At 63.9% G+C, this 24,522-nt stretch carries 24 protein-coding genes; 9 read left to right on the top strand and 15 right to left on the bottom strand.

The annotated features are described in order from the left end of the window. Nucleotides 1–1,049, bottom strand: a 1,049-nt coding sequence (recA, locus tag Q0030_RS33925) for a recombinase RecA (RefSeq protein WP_298377350.1), incomplete at its 3' end; no start/stop codon positions are given. A 544-nt stretch (nucleotides 1,050–1,593) separates the two neighbouring features. Here recA and Q0030_RS33920 point away from each other — a divergent pair. Beyond that, entirely contained in the window at nucleotides 1,594–1,815 is a 222-nt protein-coding gene (locus Q0030_RS33920) for a hypothetical protein (RefSeq protein WP_298377348.1), read from the top strand. An 899-nt stretch (nucleotides 1,816–2,714) separates the two neighbouring features. Further along, nucleotides 2,715–2,921: a hypothetical protein gene (locus Q0030_RS33915; protein WP_298377366.1), complete on the top strand. Its 207-nt coding sequence runs from the start codon at nucleotides 2,715–2,717 to the stop codon at nucleotides 2,919–2,921. 22 nt (nucleotides 2,922–2,943) lie between these two features. Here Q0030_RS33915 and Q0030_RS33910 read toward each other — a convergent pair whose 3' ends face one another. The 3 genes from Q0030_RS33910 to Q0030_RS33900 all read right to left on the bottom strand — a co-directional run bounded on the left by Q0030_RS33910 (nucleotide 2,944) and on the right by Q0030_RS33900 (nucleotide 3,882). Continuing rightward, nucleotides 2,944–3,174: a hypothetical protein gene (locus tag Q0030_RS33910; RefSeq protein ID WP_097676056.1), complete on the bottom strand. Its 231-nt coding sequence runs from the start codon at nucleotides 3,172–3,174 to the stop codon at nucleotides 2,944–2,946. Nucleotides 3,175–3,372: 198 nt separating this feature from the next. Next, complete coding sequence (locus tag Q0030_RS33905; RefSeq protein ID WP_298377345.1) at nucleotides 3,373–3,678, bottom strand: hypothetical protein; 306 nt, start codon at nucleotides 3,676–3,678, stop codon at nucleotides 3,373–3,375. Between the two features lie 72 nt (nucleotides 3,679–3,750). Then, nucleotides 3,751–3,882 carry a peptidylprolyl isomerase gene (locus Q0030_RS33900; RefSeq protein ID WP_298377343.1) on the bottom strand — a complete coding sequence of 44 codons (132 nt, stop codon included), beginning with the start codon at nucleotides 3,880–3,882 and terminating at the stop codon, nucleotides 3,751–3,753. 197 nt (nucleotides 3,883–4,079) lie between these two features. Here Q0030_RS33900 and Q0030_RS33895 point away from each other — a divergent pair, with 197 nt between their 5' ends. Further along, nucleotides 4,080–5,555, top strand: coding sequence for an amidase (locus tag Q0030_RS33895; protein ID WP_298377341.1), 1,476 nt, complete (start codon nucleotides 4,080–4,082; stop codon nucleotides 5,553–5,555). Between the two features lie 45 nt (nucleotides 5,556–5,600). Further along, nucleotides 5,601–6,062 (top strand): PaaI family thioesterase, encoded by a 462-nt coding sequence (locus Q0030_RS33890; RefSeq protein ID WP_298377338.1) that lies wholly within the window; start codon nucleotides 5,601–5,603, stop codon nucleotides 6,060–6,062. Between the two features lie 85 nt (nucleotides 6,063–6,147). On the opposite strand, the gene Q0030_RS33885 is transcribed toward Q0030_RS33890, so the two are convergent. From Q0030_RS33885 to Q0030_RS33865, 5 genes are all read right to left on the bottom strand, one after another. After that, nucleotides 6,148–6,441, bottom strand: coding sequence for an HdeA/HdeB family chaperone (locus tag Q0030_RS33885; RefSeq protein ID WP_298377335.1), 294 nt, complete (start codon nucleotides 6,439–6,441; stop codon nucleotides 6,148–6,150). Nucleotides 6,442–7,301: 860 nt separating this feature from the next. After that, entirely contained in the window at nucleotides 7,302–7,538 is a 237-nt protein-coding gene (locus Q0030_RS33880) for a hypothetical protein (protein ID WP_298377332.1), read from the bottom strand. A 339-nt stretch (nucleotides 7,539–7,877) separates the two neighbouring features. Further along, nucleotides 7,878–9,902 (bottom strand): pyrroloquinoline quinone-dependent dehydrogenase, encoded by a 2,025-nt coding sequence (locus Q0030_RS33875; RefSeq protein WP_298377329.1) that lies wholly within the window; start codon nucleotides 9,900–9,902, stop codon nucleotides 7,878–7,880. Nucleotides 9,903–9,974: 72 nt separating this feature from the next. Continuing rightward, entirely contained in the window at nucleotides 9,975–11,405 is a 1,431-nt protein-coding gene (locus Q0030_RS33870; protein WP_298377326.1) for a caspase family protein, read from the bottom strand. A gap of 129 nt (nucleotides 11,406–11,534) precedes the next feature. Further along, nucleotides 11,535–11,762: a hypothetical protein gene (locus Q0030_RS33865; protein WP_097676049.1), complete on the bottom strand. Its 228-nt coding sequence runs from the start codon at nucleotides 11,760–11,762 to the stop codon at nucleotides 11,535–11,537. 182 nt (nucleotides 11,763–11,944) lie between these two features. On the opposite strand from Q0030_RS33865, the gene Q0030_RS33860 reads away from it, so the two are divergent. Both Q0030_RS33860 and Q0030_RS33855 read left to right on the top strand, forming a co-directional pair. After that, on the top strand, nucleotides 11,945–12,376 hold the full coding sequence (locus tag Q0030_RS33860; protein WP_298377321.1) for a hypothetical protein: 432 nt from the start codon (nucleotides 11,945–11,947) through the stop codon (nucleotides 12,374–12,376). A gap of 150 nt (nucleotides 12,377–12,526) precedes the next feature. Beyond that, complete coding sequence (locus tag Q0030_RS33855; RefSeq protein ID WP_298377364.1) at nucleotides 12,527–14,047, top strand: alpha-L-arabinofuranosidase B; 1,521 nt, start codon at nucleotides 12,527–12,529, stop codon at nucleotides 14,045–14,047. Between the two features lie 6 nt (nucleotides 14,048–14,053). On the opposite strand, the gene Q0030_RS33850 is transcribed toward Q0030_RS33855, so the two are convergent. From Q0030_RS33850 to Q0030_RS33835, 4 genes are all read right to left on the bottom strand, one after another. Beyond that, on the bottom strand, nucleotides 14,054–16,126 hold the full coding sequence (locus Q0030_RS33850) for a hypothetical protein (RefSeq protein WP_298377319.1): 2,073 nt from the start codon (nucleotides 16,124–16,126) through the stop codon (nucleotides 14,054–14,056). Nucleotides 16,127–16,239: 113 nt separating this feature from the next. Next, nucleotides 16,240–17,520, bottom strand: coding sequence for a DUF1254 domain-containing protein (locus Q0030_RS33845; protein ID WP_298377317.1), 1,281 nt, complete (start codon nucleotides 17,518–17,520; stop codon nucleotides 16,240–16,242). Nucleotides 17,521–17,553: 33 nt separating this feature from the next. Continuing rightward, complete coding sequence (locus Q0030_RS33840; protein ID WP_298377314.1) at nucleotides 17,554–18,822, bottom strand: MFS transporter; 1,269 nt, start codon at nucleotides 18,820–18,822, stop codon at nucleotides 17,554–17,556. A 208-nt stretch (nucleotides 18,823–19,030) separates the two neighbouring features. Beyond that, nucleotides 19,031–19,648 (bottom strand): hypothetical protein, encoded by a 618-nt coding sequence (locus tag Q0030_RS33835; RefSeq protein WP_298377310.1) that lies wholly within the window; start codon nucleotides 19,646–19,648, stop codon nucleotides 19,031–19,033. A gap of 255 nt (nucleotides 19,649–19,903) precedes the next feature. On the opposite strand from Q0030_RS33835, the gene Q0030_RS33830 reads away from it, so the two are divergent. The 3 genes from Q0030_RS33830 (at nucleotide 19,904) to Q0030_RS33820 (ending at nucleotide 22,826) form a co-directional block, all read left to right on the top strand. Further along, nucleotides 19,904–20,545, top strand: coding sequence for a TetR/AcrR family transcriptional regulator (locus tag Q0030_RS33830; protein WP_298377308.1), 642 nt, complete (start codon nucleotides 19,904–19,906; stop codon nucleotides 20,543–20,545). A 177-nt stretch (nucleotides 20,546–20,722) separates the two neighbouring features. Next, nucleotides 20,723–21,907 carry a GNAT family N-acetyltransferase gene (locus Q0030_RS33825; protein ID WP_298377305.1) on the top strand — a complete coding sequence of 395 codons (1,185 nt, stop codon included), beginning with the start codon at nucleotides 20,723–20,725 and terminating at the stop codon, nucleotides 21,905–21,907. An 85-nt stretch (nucleotides 21,908–21,992) separates the two neighbouring features. Beyond that, nucleotides 21,993–22,826 (top strand): transglutaminase-like domain-containing protein, encoded by an 834-nt coding sequence (locus Q0030_RS33820; protein ID WP_298377302.1) that lies wholly within the window; start codon nucleotides 21,993–21,995, stop codon nucleotides 22,824–22,826. A gap of 255 nt (nucleotides 22,827–23,081) precedes the next feature. On the opposite strand, the gene Q0030_RS33815 is transcribed toward Q0030_RS33820, so the two are convergent. Further along, on the bottom strand, nucleotides 23,082–23,720 hold the full coding sequence (locus Q0030_RS33815; protein WP_298377299.1) for an NIPSNAP family protein: 639 nt from the start codon (nucleotides 23,718–23,720) through the stop codon (nucleotides 23,082–23,084). 84 nt (nucleotides 23,721–23,804) lie between these two features. After that, nucleotides 23,805–24,470, bottom strand: a complete 666-nt coding sequence (locus Q0030_RS33810) for a DsbA family oxidoreductase (RefSeq protein ID WP_298377298.1) — start codon at nucleotides 24,468–24,470, stop codon at nucleotides 23,805–23,807. Nucleotides 24,471–24,522: the final 52 nt, after the last annotated feature.

Genomic DNA, 24,522 nt, shown 5'->3' with positions numbered 1-24,522 from the left:
GGCGTGCCGGCAAGGATCTGCTCGGAGATCAGGCCGGAGTTCTGCCGGATCGCGGTCTCGATCTTGGCGGTGATGTCGGGATTCGCCTTCAGAAACGCCTTCGAGTTCTCGCGGCCCTGGCCGAGCCGCTGGCTGTCATAGGAGAACCAGGCGCCCGACTTCTCGACGATGCCGGCCTTGACGCCGAGGTCGAGGATCTCGCCCATCTTGGAGACGCCCTCGCCGTACATGATGTCGAACTCGACTTGCTTGAAGGGCGGCGCCAGCTTGTTCTTCACCACCTTGACGCGGGTGGTGTTGCCGACCACCTCGTCGCGCTCCTTGATCGCGCCGATGCGGCGGATGTCGAGGCGGACCGAGGCATAGAACTTCAGCGCGTTGCCACCGGTGGTGGTCTCCGGCGAGCCGTACATCACGCCGATCTTCATGCGGATCTGGTTGATGAAGATCACCATGGTGTGGGACTTGTTGATCGAGGCGGTGAGCTTGCGCAGCGCCTGGCTCATCAGGCGCGCCTGCAGGCCCGGCAACGCATCACCCATCTCGCCCTCGAGCTCGGCCTTCGGCACCAGCGCCGCGACCGAATCGACCACCAGCACGTCGACCGCACCGGAGCGCACCAGCGTGTCGCAAATCTCCAGCGCCTGCTCGCCGGTGTCGGGCTGCGAGATCAGGAGCTCGTCGATATTGACGCCGAGCTTGCGCGCATAGACCGGATCAAGCGCGTGTTCGGCGTCGATGAAGGCGCAGATGCCGCCCTTCTTCTGGCCTTCGGCCACCGTGTGCAGCGCCAGCGTGGTCTTGCCCGACGATTCCGGCCCGTAGATCTCGACGACACGTCCCTTCGGCAGGCCGCCGACGCCGAGCGCAATGTCGAGCCCCAGCGATCCCGAGGACACCGTCTCGACATCCATCGAACGGTCGTTCTTGCCGAGCTTCATCACCGAGCCCTTGCCGAACTGGCGCTCGATCTGGGAAAGCGCGGCTGAGAGGGCCTTGGACTTGTCCATGGAGGATCCTTCGACGATACGCAGTGCAGTGGCGGACATTTGGGATGTGCTCCTTATGGCGGGGATTCGCTAGCGGGAAAAACGGGAGATAAGCTCGGGCGGAACGCGTTTGTTGATAGGAACCTCGTACCACGTTTGTTCTATGTTCGCAATATGTTCTTTCCGACGTGTCGGTACTGGCCTGTTTTATCCCCTAGTATCCTAAGTTGATTTTTGGACTGTCCTAATTCCGATTAAGCGAACGGAAACCAAGGCTTGGCCGATGTTCTCAGTAGGACTACCGAGAAGGCCTATTCATCGTTCTGGGCTTATAAATTTCCATAGGTCGCCATTCGTTCTTAACCAAAATCAAGGACCGGGGAGCCGATAGTTTCAGGCTCACGGCATGAAATGGGATGCCATCACCATAGCTGGCTGCGCCTCGATAGCGCTTACCGCGCTGATCCTGATTGTCTTCGCGACTTAGGTCCCGGTGTCCTCCGTAGGTGAACGGAGTTCCTGAAAGCAAAAAGGGGCCGCATGAAAAGCAACGCATCCCAAGTTCCATGATACAATGGAACTTGCGCTCTGAGGTGCGGTCGGAATGCCGATTAATCGTCTCCTGAAAACCGGCAAATATACGCCGGAGGAAACCGAACTTCTGAACAAGGCCTTCAACCTGGCTCTGCAGTCGATGGGCGTGGTTGATCGTGGCGACCCGCTTTGCGAGATGGTGGCCCGCAAGGTTATCGAGGTCAGTGCGACCGGCATGAGCGAGCCGCGCAAGATAGCTGATGTCGCTGTGGCGCTTATTGGCCTGAGGTAGGTTTACTTGAGGGGGCGCCCGGAGAACCCGGATGCGGCCCAAAACCGTGTACCTCACCCTATTACTGGTGTGGCTGGCAGTCATTATCGGCTGCGTCGCCTACTTCATCATTTTTGGATAGCGAGAGGCCGTCGGAAGGGCGATGACGATCGCCATTGATCTGAGAACCCCGCTCGCGAATCGAACGGCGTGCTTCCGCGTGACGTCTGCGCCATCGGCGACGCCCAACGCGGTGAAGCGCCGAGGCAGTGCAGTCCGGATTGATCGCCGTGATAGCCAATTTGGGACATGTCCGGTGGCACGAATTGTATAGGTTTCCAGCTATCAGGATTTTGCACACCTTCCTGGGGCTAGGGCCAGCGCCGTCCGCAAGCATTTCAAGCGGGCGGCGTTGTGCTGTCAGGCATCAGCCCGAATGAAACCGGCCGGATCCGAGCACGCCGACGCTGGGTCATCGCGAAGCGCTTGGGCTGCCGCGGCGCGATCCGTAGTTCTCCGGGGCAGAACAAAGTTCCGTGAGCAGGCGGCCCGGCCTTCGTCCCGACTGCATCGGATAATCAACGAGTTACCGAAGGCTTTGGCGAAGCCGGATCACGATTGGCACAATCTGCATACTACCTTGGTACCCCTCCTGACGCCCAAAAAATCTACGTAGCGTTCAAGGGAAGACTCGGGTTCCGGCAGTGTTCGTAACATTGGCTTGTCCGACCAGCACTGATTGCGCGTGATTGCGCATCGCGAGGCAAGGCGTTGCCGCCGGCGAACGGATCCACTTCGGGATCCGCAACGACGCCCAAATGGGCGCGACGATTCACTCCATCGTTTGACGGGTGTTAATTATTGATACAACCTTTGATTTAAGTATCGACGACCGCCATTCATTCGCGGAACCGTTCCAGATGATTCACAAGGGCGTTGAATTCAGCGTCACGCAGTTCATGCCCGGTGTCTGGAAATGGCGTTTCCAGATCGGCGATCGGGTCTTCACAGGCAAGACCGAAGCAAAACTCGACCTGTTGGCGATCCGCCGCGTGCAGCTGCGGATCGACCGCGAGCTGAACAATCTCGGGCTGGGACGGACCCGCGGACACCGCGATCAGGATTGAGGCGCAGTCCGTCCGGCAAGCCTCAGTCCGCGCTTGCTAGCCGCCGCATCGTGAACTCGATGTCGCCGCCGGGCAGCTCGCGCCAGCTCTCGACGGCACTCATATAGGCGGCCTTCGGGTAGCGCTTGAGGAAGTCGCGGGCCCGCAGCCGGGCCTGATCGCGCGGCAGGCTGAAGGTCTCGCGCAGATAGCCGTCATCCGGCTTGCGCCGTGCGGCCATCCGGCTGGCGAGATCGCGCGGACGAAACACCATTGCCGCAACTCCGGAATAGAGCCCCGTACCGATTGAATCGGAACCGGGCTCTAGATTCTAGTTTTGACGCGTTTTCTTCACGCGAACCGGTATCCACTTCGCTCGAAAACGCTCCAACTGACGACACCCCCAATATAGGGGCGGCGCCACAAGAATCCGAGTCTGCGGGAAACCGGCGAAGCCGGCCCCGAACGGGGCTTACTGGCTGCGCTGCGCGGAGCTTCCGGGCTGTGCGGAGCTTCCGGTCTTGGTCTTCGGCTTGGCGGGGGGATGGGCCGCCGCCTTCGGCGCATCGCTGCGCACCGCGCCCCAGGGATCGGAGGATCCCTTGGCATCCGGAATCTTGCTCAGCGAGTCCTTGTAGGCCTTGTCGTTGACCGCGTCGCGATCCTTCTCCTCCTGGGTCTTGGTCTTGACCTCGGGCATCAGATTGACATTCGGCATTTGCGCATAGGCCGGCGCCGACAGCAGCACCGCAACCGCAACTGCGCTCAAAACTCTCATAAGAACGCTCCCTGCATTTTCGTCAGCGGTATATCACCGCAAGAAAGCCGCCGCCAAGCGCCCGTCCCTGCCCTAGAGGTGGTCTGACTTGCAGGATTTCGGCGACTGCATCCAGTCGTCCCAGATCGGACCGCATCGCGTGCAACTGCCAAGCGCAAGCCCGATCGCGATCACGCCGCCCAGCAATACCAACCTGCGGAACATGGACGCCCCCGCCACTGACGAGGGACAATTGAGCGCCAAAACTGGGGCATTTTCAAGCCGGGCACGGCGCTTGCAACGCCGCGCAAGCGCGTCGGACAGCAGCGCCCGCGCGTCGGAGCGCAGCGCCGGCGCGATGGGTTTGACCGGGCGGCCTCCCAAACTACACTGCGCAACAAAGCAGAAAAGGAATCGACGACATGACTTTGGCGATGAGCTGGGACGAATGGACGCGGCATGACGGGACAGCGCTCGCCAAGCGCGTCCGGAGCGGCGAGCTGACGCCGCGGGAGCTGGCCGCGCAGGCTGCCGCCGCCATAGCCAAGGTCGATCCCGCGCTCTCCGGCGTGGTCGAGCTGTTCGACGACGTGATCGCCGATCCCGCGCGCGACGGCGCCGATCTCAACGGCCCGTTCGCCGGCCTGCCCTTCCTGATGAAGGATCTCGGCCCGACGCTGAAGGGTCGGCTGCAGGAAATGGGCTCGCTGATGATGCGCGGCAACCGCGCCGCGGCCGACACCTTCCTGACCGCGAAGTTGCGCAAGGCCGGACTCAATTTGATCGGCCGCACCACCACGCCGGAGTTCGGGGTCTGCAGCTCGGCCGAGAACCCCGCGGTCTATGTCACGCGCAATCCCTGGAACACCGACTACACCACCTGCGGCTCGTCGGCCGGCAGCGCGGCGATGGTCGCCGCCGGCGCCGTTCCGATCGCGCACGCGACCGACGGCGGCGGCTCGATCCGGATTCCCGCCGGCGTCAACGGCAATATCGGGCTGAAAGTGTCGCGCGGCGTGTTCTCGCTTGCGCCGCATCTGTCCGATCTCACGGGCCTCGTCTCGATCCAGGGCTGCCAGTCGCGCTCGGTGCGCGACACCGCCGCCTTTGTCGATAGCTGCCGTGGCCCGGCGCCCGGCGAGTTCATGCCGTTCTGGACTTCGCCGGAGCCCTATACAGCAATGATCGCGCGCGACCCCGGCCGGCTCAGAATCGCGCTGTCGCACACCTGGGGCGACTATCGCGCGACGCCGCACATCGCAGCCGAGCTCGAGCGGGTGGGACGCTTCCTCGAGGGCCTCGGCCATCAGGTCGACTACGCCCTGCCCTCGATCGACTATCGCGAAGCCTTCGCGGCGCAGACCACCTGCTACATCAGTAATTTCGCCGTCGTGATCGGCAACATGCTCGCGGCGCGCGGACTTGAGCGGCCGCCTGCGGACCTGATCGAGCCGATCAACATCCGCATCTGGGAGCATGGCCGCGACTTTAGCTTCGCCGACCGCGCCCGCATGCAGGCCGTGTTCAACACGACGGCGCGCGGCTTCGGCGCCTTCTTCGCGGATTGGGACATCATCCTGACGCCGATCACCGCGCTGCCGACGCCGAAGATCGGCACCACGGAATATCTCACCATCAGCGACAACCCGTCGGTGCTGGACTGGTTCGGCAATCTCTGGCGCAACTTCGCCTTCACGCCGCTCGCCAATCTCTGCGGCATTCCCGCGATCTCGTTGCCGCTTGCGACCAACGAGCACGGCCTGCCGCTCGGCATCCAGGCAATCGGCAAGCAGGCCGATGACGGCCTGCTGCTGCAGCTCGCCGCCCAGATCGAACGGGCGATCGACGGCAAGTGGAATGACGGCAAGACGCCGCACGTGCACGTCACGCGCAACTAGGCAATAGACAGCAAGCAAGAACATCAGCGGAGGAAACGGAACGTCATGCAGCAGGCCGGTGAATTCGGGATCGACGACGCGAAGCGCGTGCTCGGCGACGTCTTTGCGCCGTGGGTGCAGGACCTCAATCTGTCGATCGAGCAGTTCGACATCGCACCGCCCGCCGGCGGCGATGCCGACTGGCAGCCCGGCGCCATCCTGCGCATGCCGTTTTCCGAGCGGTTGTGCCGCCAGGGCGGCATCGTCTGCGGCCAGGCGCTGATGGCGTTCGCCGACACCGCGATGGTGCTGGCCAATCTCGCGGCCAACAAGGGCTATCGTCCGATGACGACGGTCGACCAGACTACGCATTTCATGCGCGCGGCGACCGCCTCCGACGTGCTGGCCGACGCGCGCGTGGTCCGGCTCGGCCGCACCATGAGCTTTGGCCGCGTCACGCTGCTCTCCGCCACCGACAACAAGCCGGTGGCGATGGTGTCGAGCGCGTTCGCGATGCTGCCTGGATAGAGCATGATCCGGAAAAGTGCGAAGCGGTTTTCCCTCGCGACAAACGCGAACGCGTTTGCGCGGAGGTCATGCTCAAACAAGAGGCTTACTTGCCGAGCACCGCCTCGGCGGCGTTGACGATGCTGATGGTCGGATTCTTCCCGCAATAGGTGCCGAACTTCTTGGCGTTCTCGGTAAACACGTCTGTGTCGATGATCGCCTCGTCGGAATCGCCCTTGTACCAGCCGTCCATCCAGACCAGCACCATCTTGATGGTGTCGTCGCCGCCTTCGACGAACTGCTTGCAGGTCATGGTCGAGAGATCGATGACGGTGGCGTTGGCCGGCGCGGACGACAGCGCGAGCGCTGTGGCAAGCATGATCGAGGCAGTGATCTTCATCGCAATCTCCATGGGCAAATGATCTGAAATGAACAGGCCGCTGGAGGCCCAGCGCGTCCGCTCGCGACCTCGTAAGCGAAGCGTCGCGGCCAACGCAAGCATGACATCGCGCGCGCTTATCCGCACGTCGTTTCGGTGCACGGATTGAGAATTCGTGTTCCTGATTTGTGACGGCGCCGCGCTAAAGCGCGATGAGAACAGGGCGTGGACTCAAAATCCAGTGTATGCGAGCGGAGATAGCGAAGTCCGTGTCGCTCTCAAAAGCCGACATCGGCGATGCCTTGGGGAATGCCCGCCCAGGGCCACAAGCGGTCATTATGTTAGATGTTACCGTTGGCAGCAGAGATAGCGCGAAAGATTGTAGCGAAAAGCAGGGCGACCTCGACCATTACGAGACCGACGAGGATTGACCTCAAGAAACCCGCAGACAACTCCATCGGTCTCGCCCAAGGGAACAACTTACGTGCCTTCCTAACGGCCTCATCGCGCCGCGCTTGCTCTGTGGCGTCAATTCGGGTTGCTCGCCATCCTCCCCATAGGGGCATTACAACGAGCCAGACTTGGAAGATTGGAAACGTGAAGAGGTATGACAGCGCACTTTCGGGCCCTACGGGCTCACCAAACCTATCGAGCCGATGATGAGTAATTGTAGCTGGGATCGGAAACTCACAATAGACGTATAGGGCAACGCCTATACCCAGAAGAGCGAGCAGCCCGTTAACGATCCCCACACGCTTAGCGTATGGCCACATTAATAGGGCCAATTCATTTGGAGCTTCGGGGTCATCCTGCGCATCAGCGGGCATTGAACTAATCACCATGCAATTCCAACGGAGGCACAACCCTATCCGCTCCGGCAGTCACAAAGGCTCTTTTGGTTCGCTGTAGAACGGGCCGTGTTTGCGGTTTTGCCACCATCCAACAATGAACGGTGGAACGCCCAATCCTGCCACGACCACGACTATCGCGAAGTTTCGTGGAATGAGATGGTAGTACAACAACACTTGAGATGCACCGGCTCCGGCAAAGAACCCGGCGGCGGCCGCCGTGTATTGCGAGGTATTCCAACCCGGCCCTTTATTGATCGGGAAACCCATGGGATGCTCACTGAGGCAGCCATCGTGGCTACGAACTTGCGCTCCAACTGTTGATACTTACTGAATTTGTATGCCTGCTTTGGGTCAAATGCGGCGGTCGAGGATCGTTGATGAGAAGTCCGGACTGCACACAATACCGGACCAGTCAGAGGCGGCGAAGAACCTGAATTCATCGCGCCTTGGCGAAGCGAGGCGGCGCTTGCATCATTTCGGAATATTAGAAAATATCCCTGAGTTGCCCGACGTGTCAAGCTGCCTTTCGAACGCCGGCAGCCGCCGGCTACTTTGCATGGGGTTGTTTTCGATATTTTGGAGGCGCGCGCCCGCAGCAGGGAGCACCTAAGCGGATCGCGAGCGACGGCTGTGCCGCCAGCGCCACAACAGCGCGACGAGGACCACGAGCACGAGTCCGGCGGCGACAGCCTTGGCGGTGAACCGTCCGCCGGGCCGATCGATCAGGCGCGTGAGAAGTGAAACGCCCTCACCCTGGCGCGGCAGGCGAAATGCCACGACGCTGTCGCCGATCGATGTGCCGCCCTCGGAATGGCCGCCGGCGCCGATGACGACATACTGCTCGCCCTTCCAGAGATAGGTCATCGGATTGGCGACGCCCGGCACCGGAAGCCGACCGATCCACAATTGCCGGCCCGACTTGACATCGAACGCGCGCAGATAGGCGTCCATCGCACCGGTGAACACCAGTCCGCTCGCGGTGATCGCGACGCCGCTGAGCAGCGGCGTGCCGGTATTGAGCGCGATGCCGAGCGGCGCGAGATCCTCGCTGGTGCCGACCGTCGCATGCCAGAGGATCTTGCCGGCCTTGAGATCGACCGCCACAGTCTCGCCCCACGGCGGCTTGTTGCACGGCGAGCCAACCGCCGTACTCGCCAGCGCCCGCGACATCGCAAACGGCGCGCCCTCCTGCTGGCCGAAATCATGGCCGGGCGGTGGATTGAATCCCTTGGCCTGGTCACGCGGAATCAGCGTGATGACATGCGCCGCGTGGCTGACATTGGCGAACAGGATCTGGTTGACCGGGTCGAAAGCCGCACTGCCCCAGTTCACGCCGCCGCCGGTCATCGGATAGACAATCGTGCCCTGCGTTGACGGCGGCGTGTAAAGCCCCTCATTGCGCGATTGCGCGAGCAGCTTCTCGCAAGCCGCGCTGCCGACGCCCGGCAGCAGGCCGGCGACATCATCGGCCGTCATCCGCTGCGTCAGCAGCGGCGGCACATGGGTCGGGAACGGCTGCGTCGGCGACAGTTTCTCGCCCTCGGCGCCGTTCTGCGGCACCGCGCGCTCCTCGACCGGCCACACCGGCTTGCCGGTGTCGCGATCGAGCACGAACACGAAGCCCTGCTTGGTCGGCTGGATCACGACGTCGCGCATGCCGTTGCCAGTGTCGATCCGCGCCAGCGTCGGCTGTGCCGGCAGGTCATAGTCCCAGACGTCGTGATGCACGGTCTGGAATGCCCATGCGAGCTCACCGCTCTCGATGCGCAGCGCGACGACGGAATTGGCGTGCTCGTCATTGCCGGGACGCTTGCCACCCCAGAAATCGGGACTGGGCGATGTCGTCGGCAGGAACACCAGGCCGCGCTCCTCGTCCACCGACATCGGCGCCCAGACATTGCTGTGGCCGGCCTCGACGCCGGCATGCACGAGCGGGTCGAAGGTCCAGCGCGGCTGGCCGGTCCGCGCATCGAAGGCGCGCACGGCGCCGACCGGCGCATCGACCCGCCGGTTGTCGCCAATCGCAGACCCGACCACGACCACGCCGCGGCCGGTCACCGGCGCCGACGTGATCTGAAACTCGCCCGGCCATTCCAGCTTCATGCCGGCATCGATCCTGATCTCGCCATTGTTGCCGAAATCAGCGCAGGGTTTGCCGGTCCTCGCATCGAGCGCGATCAGGCGGGTGTCATTGGTGCCGGTGAAGATGCGCGACTTGCAGGCCGCGCCTTCAGCGGCACGATCATCGGTCCAGTGTGCGACGCCGCGGCAGACAAAACGATTGGCCGGCCGTTGCTTCATGCTGATCTTCGGATCGAAACGCCATTTCTGCGCACCGGTGCCGGGATCGAGCGCGATCACCTCGTTGAACGGCGTGCAGAAGATCAGGCTGTCCTCGACGAACAGCGGCGTCACCTCGAACTTGGTGCGCTTCATGACCTCGGGCGGACGCGCGTCAAGATCGCCGGTGCGGAATTCCCAGCCGCGCACCAGCGTGCCGACGTTATCTGTCGTGATCTGCGTCAGCGGCGAGAAGCGCTGTCCCCCGCGGTCGCCGCCCCAATACTCCCAGGCGAGCGCCGGCTGTACGCAAAGCACCAGCGCGGCAAGCAGGCGAAACAGCGACCGCATTGCGTCCTCCCGCGAGATGCGATCAGCAGACGGCGCATCTCATGCGGGGAAACCCTTTACGCGATTGGCGCGTCAGTATCCACCCCTGCGATAACCGCCGCCATAATGGCCGCGATAACCACCGCCGCCGATGCCAATCCCAATTCCGATTGGCGGCCCGACCGGCTCGTAGACCACGGCCGGAGGCGGCCGGCGGACCACGACGACGTCGTCCTCGACCACGACGCGCGGCGGGCGCTTGCCGGCGCGCCGCGGCGGATCGGGATCGGCACGTTTCTTCACGGGCGCTGCGGCCTTCTGCTGCTCCTGCGGCGGCGCAGCGTTGCAGGGACAGGTCGGCGCCGCCAGCGCAACGTTGGTCGCGGGCACGCTGAGCGCGGCGGCTGGTGTCAGATCGGGACGGTAGCGCAACCGTTCGATCATCTTGCGCGCGGTCGCCGTGAGATCGCTGTCGGGGTACAGTACGAGGAAGCTGCGATAGGCCGCCGCCGTGTTGGCGACAATGGCGTCGTTCCAAGCCACCATGCGGCGATGCCGGTCGAGCCAGTCGCGCGCCTGCAGGCCGCGCGGCGTGCCGGCGAAGATCGCGGCGAAGGCTTCATAGGCTTCATCGGTCCCGTCGACCACTATCAGTTCGTTGGCAACCTCGATCGGCTTGCCCTGCAATTCGCGTTTCCATTCGTCGACGCTGCGCTTGGTCGCGGCCGGCGCCGGCGTGGCCGCGGCCGACGCTGCCGTACCTGCCATGAAGCGGAAGTCGTCGGTGAGCGACGAGGAATCCCACGGCGTCTGGCGGCCATCGGTCGCCTTGTTCACCGCAAGGCGAACGCGCTTGAAGGTGTCCTCGATCGGAATCCCCGGCTCCTTCGCCGAGGTCAGCAACGCGGTCGTATAGGGGCTGTTGGCGCCGCTGCCGTCCTCGGCCTCGGCGCCCGGTGACGTCGAGAACGAGACGAAGGTGCCGGGCGCGCCGATCTTGGCATCGACGATGGCAAGCCCATGCCCGGCGGTCTTGCTGAGCTCCGGGAAGGGATTGTTGCGGCAGGCGTCGAGCAGCACGATGCGCATCCGGCTCGGCACTGAAGTCAGCGTGTTCAGGATGTCGTTGAGCCGAACCGCCTGGATCGGGATATCGGCCTCGCGCTTCGGATCGACATCGACCGGCACCAGATAGTTCTCGCCATCGATCTGCAGGCCATGCCCGGCATAGAACACCAGCGCCACGGTGTCGGCGCCCTTCGCCGCCACCTGGCCGGCGAAGTCGCTGATCCTTGCGCGCATCTCATCCTGGGACAGATCCGATGCCGTGGTCACGGCAAAGCCGGCATCGGTCAGCATCTGTGACATGGCCCTGGCGTCGTTGGCCGGATTGGGCAGTGCGGGCACCGACTTGTAGGCGGACTGCCCGATCACCAGCGCCAGACGGCTTTCCGCCAGTGCCGGCACGGCACCGAGCAGGATCGCAGCCGGAACAATCAGGCTGAGGAGGGAACGGCGAAGCATGGCGGCCTCCGACAATGGCATCGGAGATGGGTCGAAAGCCGTCAGGTGAAGGTTCACACCGTGCGGCAATCTGCTGCCGCCGGCGCCGGTTCTCGGGCCCGAATTGTCGCGGGGATCAGATCGGCTCGGCTATTTCGGCTTCTTGGCCGGATCGGCGGCCGGCTTGGTGACGCCCCAGGGATCGTATTTCTCCTTGGGCTCGGGGATACGATCGAGTGCGGCCTTGTAGGCCTTCTCGTCGATCTGGGGTTTCTTCTCCGTTTTCCTGTCGTCGCCCCCGCCGCCTCGCCGGCCCTGGGCCAGGGTCGGTGTCGCGATAAGCGCCAGAATGACGGCAGCAACCGTGAAGCTTTTCATGTCAGTCTCTCTCCCCCCGCAGCCGTAGAAACATCCGGCAACACCTCTACCCCAAACATAGCTTGTCGCTCGACATTTGTTGATCGACAAAGCGCCGCGCGATGCGGATTCAGCCCCACCAGGGGGGCGCAATATGGGCGGCGGCACATTAAATTAACTGAATGGGACAGGGACAGGTACAAGTGGCGGCGCTGCTGGCCGGCGCCGCCTTGATGTTGAGCGGCTGCGGGCTGGCGGACAGCCACGCGGTATGGCCGGACGTTTTGAAGGTCAAGGCCACCGAACCGGCGCCGCTCGAGACGCCTCCGGACGTCAAGCGGCTGGTGGCCGGCAAGCTGGATTCGGTTTTCACCGCAGGCTCGCAGCCGGCCCATGTGCGGGTCTCGCCTCCGCTGCACGACCCGCGCGGCACCGGCTGGACCGCCTGCGTGCGCGCCGAACTGACTTCGGTGATCGGCAAGTCGCTCGGGACGCAGACCTATCGCGTCTTCATCAATGACGGCGCGATCTTCGATCGCCGGCAGGTGGAGGCTGACGACAATTGCGTGACCGAAACCTACGAGTCGGTCGAAAGCTCCGTTCAGCTGGAAGCGCAACGCAGCTCCAAGCCGTAGCAGCCGGCAACGCCGGCCGCAGCACCGTCACCGTATTGTTATGAGCCCTCGCGATCTCCGCGGCTACGTTGTCGCGGCGACGAGAGGATCATATCGGTCATGAGCGCATTGCCATCCCCATCGCGGCCAAAGGGAGGCCGCGCCGCGTTGGTGGTCATCGTCGGCTTGATGGCAGGTGGACTGACCGGTCTTCGCGACGCGCATTGCGGGGCGATCAAGCAGAGGCCCTGCGACATCTACGCCGCAGCGCATACGCCCTGCGTCGCCGCGCACAGCACGGTGAGATCGCTCTACGCCAAATATGCCGGCGCGCTCTATCAGGTGAAGCGAGCGTCAGACGCCACCGCCGAGAACATCGGCCTGCTTGCGGACGGCTACGCGAACGCCGCAGCGCAGGATGCCTTCTGCGCCAACACCACGTGCATCATCACAAAAATCTACGATCAGTCGCCCCGGCATAACGACCTCGTCATCGCCGCCGGCGGACATTACAAGGGACCCGGCCCCGGCGGGTCCGACCTCGGCGCCGCGGCCGACGCGCTCCCGGTCACAGCCGGCGGTCATCAGGTCTATGGCGTCTCGATTTCACCCGGAATGGGTTATCACAACACCAGGACGACAGGCGTTGCGGTCAAGGGCGAGCCGGAGGGAATGTACATGGTTTCCTCCGCAACCCATTTCAATTCGGGCTGCTGTTTCGACTATGGCAACGCCGAGACGAGCAGCACCGACACCGGCGCCGGCCACATGGATGCGCTCAACGTCAGTCGCGATCTGGAATGGCCGAACTGCCGAAGCGAAACAGGGCCCGGGGTGCACGCGGACCTGGAGAACGGAATCTTCCATTGGGACAAGCGAAGCTGCAATCCTGCCGCGGTCATCAGCGGTGGACTGCTTCCGTTCATCTCGGCCTGGTTGAAGAACAATGGCCAGACGCGATTTGCGCTGAAGTGGGGCGACGCGCAATCGGGCGGGCTCAGGACGATCTATTCCGGCGCCCTGCCGAGCGGATATGCACCGATGCGCCAGGAAGGCGCGATCATCCTCGGCATCGGAGGCGATAACAGCCACGCCTCCGCAGGCTCCTTCTTCGAAGGCGTGATGACATCGGGTTTTCCAACCGACAGCGCCGACAACGCGGTTCAGTCCAACATTGTCGCCGCTAGCTATGGCGCGCCCACGGGTCTGTCCGGAACGCTGGTGCCGGGATCAGAAATCTCGCTGCAGGCGACCACGGCATGCTGCACCGGGGACTATGTCCGCAACCAGAACGGCGCCGCGGTCATCGCACCGGTCACATCGGGCAGCGCCGCGCAGGACAGGCGCGACGCGACATGGATCGTCCGGCGCGGCCTTGCCGGCAGCTCCTGCGTCTCCTTCGAGTCGAAGAGCAATCCGGGCGATTTCCTGCGGCATCAAAATTCTGCGCTGCATCTGCAGCCGTTCGACGGCACGGCGCTCAATCGGTCCGACGCAACGTTCTGCGCGCAGCCGGGCAAGAACGGAAAGGGAAATTCATTCCACGCGCTGAACTATCCAACGAAGTACATCCGCCACTATTACGGCAAGGTCTATGTCGCAGGTGACGGGGACGGCACCAATCCCTGGGACAACAAGGCACTTTGGACCGACGACGTCAGCTTCATCGTCGGTCCACCGTGGTCGCCATAGATCTTCTCAGAACCTCATCGTCACTCCCGTGTAGACCGTCTGTTCGGTGCAGCTCTTGTTGCTCGTACCGTTGGCAAAGAAGCAGATGCCGTTGGCGGCGTTGCTGCCGTCAAGGCCGAACTTGTTGTGCCAGTAACGGTACGCCACGAAGGCCTCCACGAAATGCGCGTATTTCGCACCCCAAAGCGCCTTGCTGGCGTCAAAGCTCAGCCGGACCGGCTCGGCATTGATCTCCGTTGTGGTGTTCCAGCTCGACGGAAGCGTGTAGCCACCATAGGCGCCGTTGCCCTTTGGTCCGTAGATGCCGACATGTCCGCTCAGCGAGAAGTAGCGCAGGCCCTCCGGCAGGAAATCGAGCGCGCTGCCGTAATCGATCTCCAACGCCCAGGTCGGATCGTAATGCAGATTGCCGTCGACCGTTCCGGTGAAGCCGGCCGGCATCAGGCCCTTGTAGGGTGGAACACCGTATAGTCCGACGCCATACGGACTGTTGCCTGCGTTGTTCGGATACGCATAGGCCGAATGATTCCACTCCTGATAATAGAGCGGAGCGATCGTCAAATAACTCTTGAACGGCAAGTCGAACGCAAATTGCAGACCGGCGACGATCGCTTCCTTGGCCGGCGCCGCATAGCCCAGCGTCGTCCGTCCATCGGCGCCGATCTCGAAGGACACGTTGCGCAGCGCCCCTGCCCTGAACGCCGTGGTGTTGAACGCTTCGTTGAACCCGATCGTGCTGCGCAGCGAGGCGTTGATCTCCATGTTGCCCGAACAAGGCGCAGTGACGCCAAAGGCCGGATGGCTGTAGACCGCCGAACAGGGCGAAGCCGGATCCCGGTGATCGGACTTCAGCAGCTCGGCATAGAGACGGTTGGTGCCATAGGCCCAGCTATCGGTGTGGGTGAAGGCGTAGACCTGCTTGACGGTCTTTGCGGTTTCACCGGGAGAGGTCGCGCTCGGCAGCACGCCGTAGGTGAAGCTGTTGTCGACGCTGGTGAAGAACGGCGTGCCGAACGGCGACAGGGCTGGCGTTCCCGGCACCGGCGCCCCGAGCTTCACGGTCATGCCGTAGTAGATGCCGTTGCTGGAACAACTGCCATTGTAGACGCCCTTGGTGATGCAGGACGTGTCATAGGCCTCGGCATAGCCGCTGATGTTCTTTTCATATCGCCAGGCGGCCCAGACGTCGACGAGGTGGGCATAGCTCGCGCCCCAGAACAGCTTGCCGGCGTCGAGCGTCAGGCGGACCGGCTCGAGTGCGTAACCGGTGGTCCGGTTGCTGAGCGGGCTCCTTGGATAAGGGCCGTAGCCGCCGTTGCCGTCCGCGCCGCGGATCGCCGCGCGCCCGCTGATCGAGAAATATTGCAGGGTCTCGGGCAGGAAGCCGAGATCCATGTAGTAGTTGAAATCCAATCCCCAGGTCGGCGAGAAGTGCATCACGCCGTCGGGAAGGCCGGGATAAGGCGGCGGCATCGACACAGGGCCGCCGAAGCTTGGAGGCATGAGCTGAGCGCCGTGCTGCATCCGCTGGAAGTACATTGGACTGACGTTGAAATAGCCCTTGTACGGCAGGCTGAAGCCGAACTGCAGACCGGCAAGCACGTCGTAGTTGCTGGATGCGGTGAAGATGTTCGAGAGCGAAGCGTCGGCCCCGACGAGAAACGAGATGTTGGTCAACGGGCCGACGGAGAACGCATTGGTGTCGAACAGTTCGTTCCATCCGAATGTGCTGCGGATCGAGGCCAGAGCCGCCACGCCACCGGCGCATCGCCCGGTCGGAGCGAGCACGGATCCGAGGCATGGCGCGGTGGCCGCCCCATGATCGTATTTCGACGTCAACAGCGAGAAGCTGTTGCTGCCATAGGCCCAGGTGTCATAGTGCGTGTAGGCGAGCGTCGAGCTCTGCGAGTTCTTGGCGTAGCCGGGAACGCCTCCCGAAAACTGCGAAACGGTGACGCGGTTGTCGTTGACCAGAAAGAACGGCTTCTCGGCCGGCGGCGCCTTCAGCGTCACGGCCTTCTTCGGCATCTCGCGCGCGGTATCGGTCGTTTGATCGGCAGCCTGCGCCGCTGCCAGCATGCAGAACAACCCGGCCACTGCGCCCGGGAGTACGCCCCTCCGCATCATCCTCGCCCCCTTGTGTTTATTGTTATCGATCCGCCCCTGTTGATCCATTCGGATCGTTGATTGCTCTAGCCGGCGGCCTCCCGGACTGGCGGCAAGCGCCAGCGTCCCGCCAGGATCTCCTGACGCGGAAGGTAGCAGCGCATGATCAGGCTGAACGGTCCGCGCTTCGGCGCCGGCAGCCAGTTGGCGGTCCGATCGCCGCCTGGATCGTTGCGGCCGATCCAGATGGTGATCGACCCGTCCGCATTGCGCCTCAGCCCGTCCGTGCGGTCACCGATGGCGTAGCGTCCCAGCGCGTTCTCGGTGAGGAACAACTGATTGTCGTCGGCGACTTCGTACATCGTCAGCGACCAGAAACCGTTCAACGGCAGTCTGGCGGGCAAGTGAAGCTGATAGTCGGCCGCACCGTCGAAGAAGCCGTTCTCCAGATTTCCCGCGGCGCGCATGTACATCGCCTCGGCGACCGGCAGCGCCCCGATGCCCCACAAGGCGATGGCGGCGCGATAGCGATAGTCCTGATCGAAATTGCCGAGGTTGGCGCGCGGATAGCTCCAGCCGTCGATGAATTCCAATCGTCTGCCGCCGGACATCAGTGCCGTCCGCGCTACGGCGACGCCCTGGGCAATCGCCTCCGCGGCCGCCGGCGACGGCAGCTGGAGCGAGGCTGCGATCCGACGCAGAATGGCGGTATCGGTCGCCGGGGGCGGGTCCGACGCCATCAAGCCCTGAATGCTCGCGAACAACGCCGGCGCGGCCGCGTTGCGCTCCGCATGCTCGTTGGGCGGGCTCCCTGACGGGCCCTCCAGCTTGAAGCCGTCCTGAAGCCGGCGTGCGGTTGCGAGATCCGCGGCGCCATCGACCAATGTTCTGATCAGAAGCCACGCATGCGGGGTCGCGACACGGACGACATCGGGGCCCGAGCCGGTCTGGTCCGGTCCGATGATCGTGAACGTGCCGCCGGCATTGCCGATCGTCCTGGTGCCGAGCACCGCATTGTTGTTGGTGTACATGTCCATCAGCGCGGCGGAGAAATAACGGTCTCCCGTCGGCGGGATCGTCAGCCGGACGGCGCCCTGCGTCAGATCGAGCCATGCGACCGAATACAGCGTGTCGTTGTTCGGCGTCGTGACCCAGCGCGCCCGGTGATCGATCAACTCGCGCTGATGCGACAGCGTGTTCTGTAGCCCGGTGCGGCCAAGTGAGTTACGACGGACCGCGGCCATCTCGATCAGGGGCAACGCATAGACGAAGGCCTCGCCCGCCGCAGCGGCCAGGCGGGCTTCCTCCGGGATCGGCTCGGATATCGGTGCGCCGGCAGATGTCTGCGGCAAATCCCTGAGCGTCATTGTTCTTCTCCGGCTGGGGCTATCGATACGGGCTCATGTCAGCGCGACGGCAAGGCCCTGGACGCGTTCGGACGGCGTCCGGTAGCGGCCAAGCGACAGGAACAGCATCACGGGAACGATCTGCACGGCCGACAGCAGCAGCAACGGCAGGACCACGCTGTCGCTCAATGTCGAAAGCCAGACGAACGCGACCGGGCCGATCGCCGCGCCGATGCAGAATGCAAACAAAAGCCAGCTGAAGACCTTCGAGACCGATCGCGTGCCGAAATAGCGCCCGGCCAGATAGGGCATCAGGTCCGCCTCCCCGCTGATCGAGAACCCCATCAGGATCGAGGCAAGCACCATCGGGGCGAATGCATCGGCGGTGGCATTGATCAGCGCCGACAGCGCCATCAGCAGGACGGTCAAGATGCCGACGACGCGGGCGTGCAACCGGTCGAGCAGATGTCCGACGACAATTCGCCCGAACAGCGCGGCGACGGCGCCGGCGGCCTGAATCCAGGCGACATCGGCGGCGGTCACCTCGGCGCGGCGCTTGAGGATGTACATGACGTTCGGCGCGATCGCGTAGAACGACATCCCGATCACGGCGAAGCAAAGCGCGAGCTTCCAGAAGGTCGGAGTGCTGATGATCTCGGCGGCGCTGATGCCGGCTTCCGGCGCGTCCGTCTCACTCGATGGCCGAGGCCGATCGCTTTTCGACGCCGGATCGCCGGCGGGCGGAGCGTCCACCACCAGCCACGCCACCAGCGGCAGGCAGACGACAAGTTCGAAGGCGGCGAATGCGAGCAGGCAGGCCGACCAGCCATATCTTGCGATGATCCCGTGCGCGGCGAGCGGCACGATGAAGCTGCCGGCCGCCTGCGCACTCGCGGCGAGACCGAGCGCCAGGCCGCGTCGCTGATCGAACCAGCGGGAGATCGCCTTTGCATAGGACACGACATTGGTGCCCGCGCCGACGAAGCCGAACAATGCGGCCGCGAGATAGAACTGCAGCAGCGAATTTCCAACCTTGCTCAGGATGACGAGCGACACCGCGAACAGGGCAATGCTGATCAGCGCGAACTTTCGCGATCCCAGACGATCGAGCGGCCACGCGCAGAACAAATAGGCGACCATCGTCGACGACAGCACGATGGTCGCGGCCCGCGCGACCTCGGCCTGGCTCCAGCCGTAGTCTTGCGCCATTGCGCCGGTCAGATGCGCGAAGCCCGCGGTAAAGATCGGCGCGGCGCCGAATGAAATGCCAATTCCCGAGCCGATGACGACCTTCCAGCCGGGATCCATGATCTGCTGCGCCATGCTGTCCTCGTCAGTCGCAAGCGACACGCGCTGACAGCGGACGGCGGGCACCTTCGATGTGCCGGAGAACCACGACCGCCGGACCAGTCCGCGATCTCATGTTGCCGCTGAACGACATGGCGCTCCTCCCGAAGTATTATTGCATATTTTTATGCAGTTATAATTTTGCGGTTCGAGCGATGTCAAGCCGCCGGTGATGCTTCACACGCTAGGTTGCCAGCCGGTGCACCGTGACCCAGGAATCGCGCAGGATCTCGCGCCGCCGCGCAAACAGTCCGCCCCAGACATTGCGGTTCGGCTGGGCCTGGTGCGCGGGTTTCGGCTTCCAGTAGCGGCTCTCATCCCATGCTGCGAGACTGGGATAATTCACGATCATCAACACCACCGCCTCGCCCTTAGCGTTAGGCTCGCGGCAGCGCCAGAAGCCGGTGATCCGCATCGCAGTGTCGGCTTCCGACGATTTCCACGCCTCGACGCTCATCTCCGTCAGCGCCTGCACCTGATCCGGCGCAACAACGAACCAGCGATGGGTGTAGATGCCCTCGGCGGAGCATGGCTCCTGTCCGCGCGCCAGCACGTCGAACAGCCGGCTTCGGACGCCGACGAGGTTTGCGCCTTGATCGGCATGCGGCGCCGGTTCGCCGGTCCAGCTGGTGGCGACGGTGACGACGTTGCTTGAGACACCGATCAGCGGCACGAAGACGCCGAGCAGCTGCGCACGGGGTGGCGCACCGTCGGCCTTGAGCGTCGCGGCGGTCTCCTCGCCGCGGTTGGGTTGAACGATCAGCTCGTCAAACCGCAGCACGCGATAATTGGTATCCGGCAATGGCTCCTCCCCGATCGGCTCCTCCCCGGACACGTTCCGTCCGAGAATGTATTTGCATATCTTTATGCAGATATATTCCGCCCGCGCGAGCGGTGTCAAGCCGGCGTCGGCGCCTTGACACATCGCGGTCTCGCAAGACGTGGGAGGCGAAGGACTTGCCGTAACGGGAAAAATCCGCTCTCTGGCTAGCCGCGAATATTTTCTCGTGCTCGATTTTGCTAAGAGGCAATCAAGCTTTTGAAGGACCGCGATTGCATGGTTTCCCGCTCGACCTCAGGTCTCTCTTCCGCCAAGTCGGCCGACGGCCGGCGGCAGCGCACGCAGGTCACCCGCGGCAATATCGTCTCCGCGTGCATCGCGCTCCAGAATGAGGGCTCGGCACGTCCATCGGCGCAGCAGATCGCGGAGCGGGCCGGCGTTTCGATACGCACGCTGTTTCTGCATTTCCCGGAGAAGGGACAACTTACGCAGGCGGTGCTGGACGAGTTGACGCCCCCTGAATCGATCGAGCCGCCGCCTGCGAAATCCGTCTTGCACGGCGCGGTTGACATCCGCGTTGCGCAGTTCATCGACATGCGGGCCCAGGCGCTGGAGCGAATGACGCCGCATCGTCGGGCCTCCAACGCGATGATCGAAACCTCGCCGCTGCTGCAGAAGCATCGTCTGCGGGTGCGCAAGGCGTTTCGCGACGTGGTCGGCCAGTGGTTCGCGACTGAACTCGAGCAGGTGTCCGCCGAGGCACGGCAGAAATGGCTCGTTGCCCTTGCGACGCTGGTCGACTGGGAGATGTGGCAGTCGCTGCGCACCTATCCGAACCGAAGCATTCCCGAGGCCAAGGATTGCCTCACGCTTCTGCTCAAGGCTGCCCTGCGGCAGATGGAAGCGGAACGGTCATAGGCCGGGCTCGCTTGCCGTGTGAGCGCCGCGCCTCGGGATAGGCGCGGCGGTATGCTGAACGCCCCGTTAACATGACCGCTCAAATTGCCGGATGGCCTCAACGGCATTTTCCATTTCTTTCCGCTAGCGTTGCCCTCGCTAGGCCGACCAGCCTTGCAGACCGGGGAAACATGGGACGTGGCCGATATTGCTGACCAGGCAATGATCCGCCGTGCATCGCGCAAGGATGCCACGGACGATCGCGCGTTGCCGCCGCTGTCGGCCGCACCGGTCGGCGCATGGCGTGCGCTTGCCGAGCGCGCGATCGAGGCCAATGGCTACTACCAGCCCGACTGGGAATTGGCGGTCGATGCCTCCGCGCGCGGCCGCACCGGCGCATCGCTCCTCAGCGCCACCGGCGATGCCGGGCAATTGATCGGGTTGTTGCCGGTCGTGCCATTGCTGCGAATCTACCGGATCCCGCTGCCCGCGCTGGTCGGCGCCGAACCCTACGGCACGCTGTGCACACCGCTGCTCGACCGCAATGCCGCCGAGCAGGCCGCCGGCAAGATGCTGCAGCAGGCGCGCAATGCGGGCGCGCATGCGCTGATCCTGCGCACCATGTCGCTCGAAGGCCCGGCCATGGCGGCGATCCGCGCGGTGCTCGCGCGCGACGGTTTGCAGCCGCGCCTGCTGAGCACCTATCAGCGCGCCCAGCTCGATGCGACACGCGATGCCGATGAACTGCTGCGCGACGCGCTCGGGCCCAAGAAGCTGAAGGAGCTGCGCCGGCAGCGCCATCGCCTGTCCGACCACGGCGCGGTGCGCTTCGACGTCGCCCGCACGCCGCGCGAAGTTGCGGCGGCGCTCGAGACTTTCCTTGCGCTCGAAGCCGGTGGCTGGAAGGGCCAGCGCGGCACCGCGCTCAGCCAGCATGCCGGCGACGCCGCCTTCATCCGCCGCGCGACGTCGGCGCTGGCCGAGACCGGCCGCTGCGAGATCGTCATGCTGCATTCGGGCGGCACACCGGTCGCAGGCGGCATCGTGGTGCGCCACCAGGACCGCGCGTTCTTCTTCAAGATCGGCATCGACGAGCGCTTTGCGAAGCATTCGCCGGGCGCGCAATTGACGCTGGAGCTGACGCGCTATCTCTGCGCCGATCCCGCGATCAATTCGGCCGATTCCACCGCGGCGCCCGGCCACCCCATGATCGACCCGATCTGGCGCGGCCGCTTCGCGATCGGCGACGTGCTGCTGCCGCTGCGGCGGCGCGATCCGCTGGTCGCCGCCGTCCATGCCGCGCTGACGCTGAACAATTCCGCCTACGAGGCCGCGCGCGGCGCCGTCCACTTCATCCGCAGCCGGCGCGGCAAGCCCGGATAACACGGTCCCCCTTACGCGAGCCCGCGCGGATCGATAGGCTGCGCATGACGGCCTTGAGCCGATGACGTCGTGATCGGGCGGGAACGTGACGATCCAGGATAGCTACGTCCGGCAGGACGCATTGACCGACCCCGGCGAGCTGGCCGGTGCGTATGACGATCTGCCCGAGACGGTCTCCGGACTGTGCGAGGTCGTCTCGGGGCTGATCATTCACGTCGCCTGGGCGGAGCGGTACGGCATTCCGCCTGATTTCCCGATGGTCCGGCAAACCCAACCGGTCGCAGATCGGTTGAAGCTGATCCAGACCTCGTTGGCCGGATCGCTCACTGCGGCACGCCCGCCGCGCAGCCGTACGTTCGGCACGTGTCGCGACTACGCGCTCCTGCTGTGCAGCATGCTGCGCAGCCGATCGATCCCGGCGCGGGTCCGCTGCGGCTTTGCGACCTACATCGGCGACGACATCTATCATGACCATTGGATCTGCGAATATTGGTCACCGGGCGACCTGCGCTGGCTGCAGGCCGATGCGCAGCTCGATGCGCTTCAAATTGACCAACTGCGGATCACCTTCGACGGCGCAAATCTGCCACGCGATGCGTTTCTGACGGCTTCGCAGGCCTGGCGACTGGCGAGGAGCAACGCGGTGGCTACCGGGGCGTTCGGGCATGGCGCGGCCACCGGCCTGTGGTTTCTTCACGTCAACGTCTACCGCGACCTGCTGTCGCTCACGAACCGGCAAATGTCGGCCTGGGACCGCTGGCGCGACGCTGCGCCGGCGAGCAAGGTCTTGAAGGTCGACGCTCTTGCCGAGCTCGACCGGCTCGTAGACATGGTCACGGCGTTCGAAGGTGGCTCGGACCAGTTCACCGTGCTGGACGAAGCCGCATCACGCAACTTGATGCCGCCCTGGCTTTCGTAATGCGCCGGGTGACCCGACAGAACGGCGCACCGAGCGCGCCTCCTTCACCGCGACCCATGGTTTACCTTTTCGTAGCCATGCAGACACATCAGGAAACAATAAGTTCCCGCCGTCAGGTTGGTGTCAGCTGGCCCTTCTAGCGTTGCGGCGCGTTGTTTCTCAGGCAGCGCATGCCCTTGCCTGGAAAGCCTCATCCGATGGAAACATCGGGTGAGGCTTTCTGCCGCTGTACGCCCGGCCCGACCATCCTCTGCCTTACTGCAGCGGCGAGTGCGGGGCCGGCAGCATGATGGTCGAGTGCATCTCCTCGAGCAGCGGCGTGCCCTTGCTCAAAAATTCCAGCCAGGCCGGATCCTTCATCGCACCACCGCGCGCCGCGGCGCGGGCGTTGAGATCGGGATAGGCCCAGATGTGGCAGACCTCGTTGGGCTGCCCGGAATCGGTGTGCCAGAGGCCGACGATCTTTGAATATTTCTCGCGCTCCGGCAGCACGCCGGTGATCAGATCGAGCCATTGCTTGACGCCGCCGAGCGGCTTGGCGCGATAGTTGCGGAATTCGTAGATGTTGCCCTTGGTGGCGGGCGCCACCGGCGGAATGATCGCATTCAGCAGCCGGACCTCCTGGCGCACCAAGAGCGGACGGATCGCCGGAATGTACTCGCCGGTCCAGCGCGGATTCTTCGCAAGCTCTGCGCGCAGCCGGGTCCGCTCGTTGAGATCGGCGTAGCTCCACATGTGCATGACCTGATTGAGCGGACCGATCTCGGTGATCCAGTAGCCTTCCAGCTTGCCGAAATTGTCGGCGCGGATGTCGCGCGAGATCGTGCTCGCCGCCTTCACCATCTCGCCGACGGTTCCCGGACGTACCGTGTAGGTGCGCAGCTCATAGATCATGGTTGTCTCCCTGATTGTTTCCGATGGATCGTGTGGCAAACGAAAAAGCCCGGCATGTGCCGGGCTTTCGTGAACGACTGCGGACTACTCGGCCGCCTGCGCGTTGATCTCGGCCGAGACCTGTCGGATGGCGCGGGCGAGCTGCTCGGCCGGCTGGGCGCCGGACACCGCGTATTTCTGCGCGAACACGAAGGTCGGCACGCCGGAGATGCCCTTCTCGGAGGCCTCCTGCGCCTGCGCGGAGATCAGCGCCACATCCTCGTCAGTGGCAAGACGCTTGCGCACCTCGTCGGCGTCGAGCCCGACATCGGCTGCCGCCTGCACCAGCACATCGGTGTCGGTGAGATCGCCGCCATCGCGGAAATACAGCTCCATCAGCCGCTGCTTCATCTCGGCCGCCTTGCCCTTGGCCTCGGCCCAGTGGATCAGGCGGTGGCAGTCGATCGTGTTGGGCTGGCGCTTGACGAGCTCGGGATGGTAGGTCAGCCCCTCCTCATTGGCGGCGGCGACCACGCGGCCGGCGATGCCCTTGTAGGCCTCGACCGAGCCGAATTTTGCCGTGAGATATTCGTCGCGGCTGATGCCCTCGCGCGGCACCCAATTGTTGAGGAAGAACGGCCGCCAGTGCACCTCGACCGGCACATCGGGCACCAGCTTGAGCGCATCCTCGATGCGGTGCTTGCCGATGTAGCACCAGGGGCAGACGACGTCGGAGACGATGTCGAGGCGAAGCGGCTTCAGGTTGCTCATGGCGTCCTCCGGATTGAGGCCCCAAGGTAAGCCCCCCGCTCTGCAGCACAAG

Origin of the sequence: uncultured Bradyrhizobium sp. (assembly GCF_947648125.1) — a bacterium.
GTDB lineage: Bacteria > Pseudomonadota > Alphaproteobacteria > Rhizobiales > Xanthobacteraceae > Bradyrhizobium.
Note: the sequence above shows the minus strand (reverse complement) of the source record. Positions and strands in the feature narration are given on the sequence as shown.

Coding starts and splice junctions, on each gene's coding strand:
- Q0030_RS33895 (WP_298377341.1), top strand. CDS start 4,080: ATGACTTTGGCGATGAGCTGGGACGAATGGACGCGGCATGACGGGACA.
- Q0030_RS33910 (WP_097676056.1), bottom strand. CDS start 3,174: ATGGTGTTTCGTCCGCGCGATCTCGCCAGCCGGATGGCCGCACGGCGC.
- Q0030_RS33840 (WP_298377314.1), bottom strand. CDS start 18,822: ATGGCGCAGCAGATCATGGATCCCGGCTGGAAGGTCGTCATCGGCTCG.
- Q0030_RS33815 (WP_298377299.1), bottom strand. CDS start 23,720: ATGATCTATGAGCTGCGCACCTACACGGTACGTCCGGGAACCGTCGGC.
- Q0030_RS33830 (WP_298377308.1), top strand. CDS start 19,904: ATGGTTTCCCGCTCGACCTCAGGTCTCTCTTCCGCCAAGTCGGCCGAC.
- Q0030_RS33845 (WP_298377317.1), bottom strand. CDS start 17,520: ATGACGCTCAGGGATTTGCCGCAGACATCTGCCGGCGCACCGATATCC.
- Q0030_RS33870 (WP_298377326.1), bottom strand. CDS start 11,405: ATGCTTCGCCGTTCCCTCCTCAGCCTGATTGTTCCGGCTGCGATCCTG.
- Q0030_RS33885 (WP_298377335.1), bottom strand. CDS start 6,441: ATGAAGATCACTGCCTCGATCATGCTTGCCACAGCGCTCGCGCTGTCG.
- Q0030_RS33920 (WP_298377348.1), top strand. CDS start 1,594: ATGCCGATTAATCGTCTCCTGAAAACCGGCAAATATACGCCGGAGGAA.
- Q0030_RS33850 (WP_298377319.1), bottom strand. CDS start 16,126: ATGCTGGCAGCGGCGCAGGCTGCCGATCAAACGACCGATACCGCGCGC.
- Q0030_RS33890 (WP_298377338.1), top strand. CDS start 5,601: ATGCAGCAGGCCGGTGAATTCGGGATCGACGACGCGAAGCGCGTGCTC.
- Q0030_RS33905 (WP_298377345.1), bottom strand. CDS start 3,678: ATGAGAGTTTTGAGCGCAGTTGCGGTTGCGGTGCTGCTGTCGGCGCCG.
- Q0030_RS33915 (WP_298377366.1), top strand. CDS start 2,715: ATGATTCACAAGGGCGTTGAATTCAGCGTCACGCAGTTCATGCCCGGT.
- Q0030_RS33865 (WP_097676049.1), bottom strand. CDS start 11,762: ATGAAAAGCTTCACGGTTGCTGCCGTCATTCTGGCGCTTATCGCGACA.
- Q0030_RS33875 (WP_298377329.1), bottom strand. CDS start 9,902: ATGCGGTCGCTGTTTCGCCTGCTTGCCGCGCTGGTGCTTTGCGTACAG.
- Q0030_RS33880 (WP_298377332.1), bottom strand. CDS start 7,538: ATGGGTTTCCCGATCAATAAAGGGCCGGGTTGGAATACCTCGCAATAC.
- Q0030_RS33810 (WP_298377298.1), bottom strand. CDS start 24,470: ATGAGCAACCTGAAGCCGCTTCGCCTCGACATCGTCTCCGACGTCGTC.
- Q0030_RS33900 (WP_298377343.1), bottom strand. CDS start 3,882: ATGTTCCGCAGGTTGGTATTGCTGGGCGGCGTGATCGCGATCGGGCTT.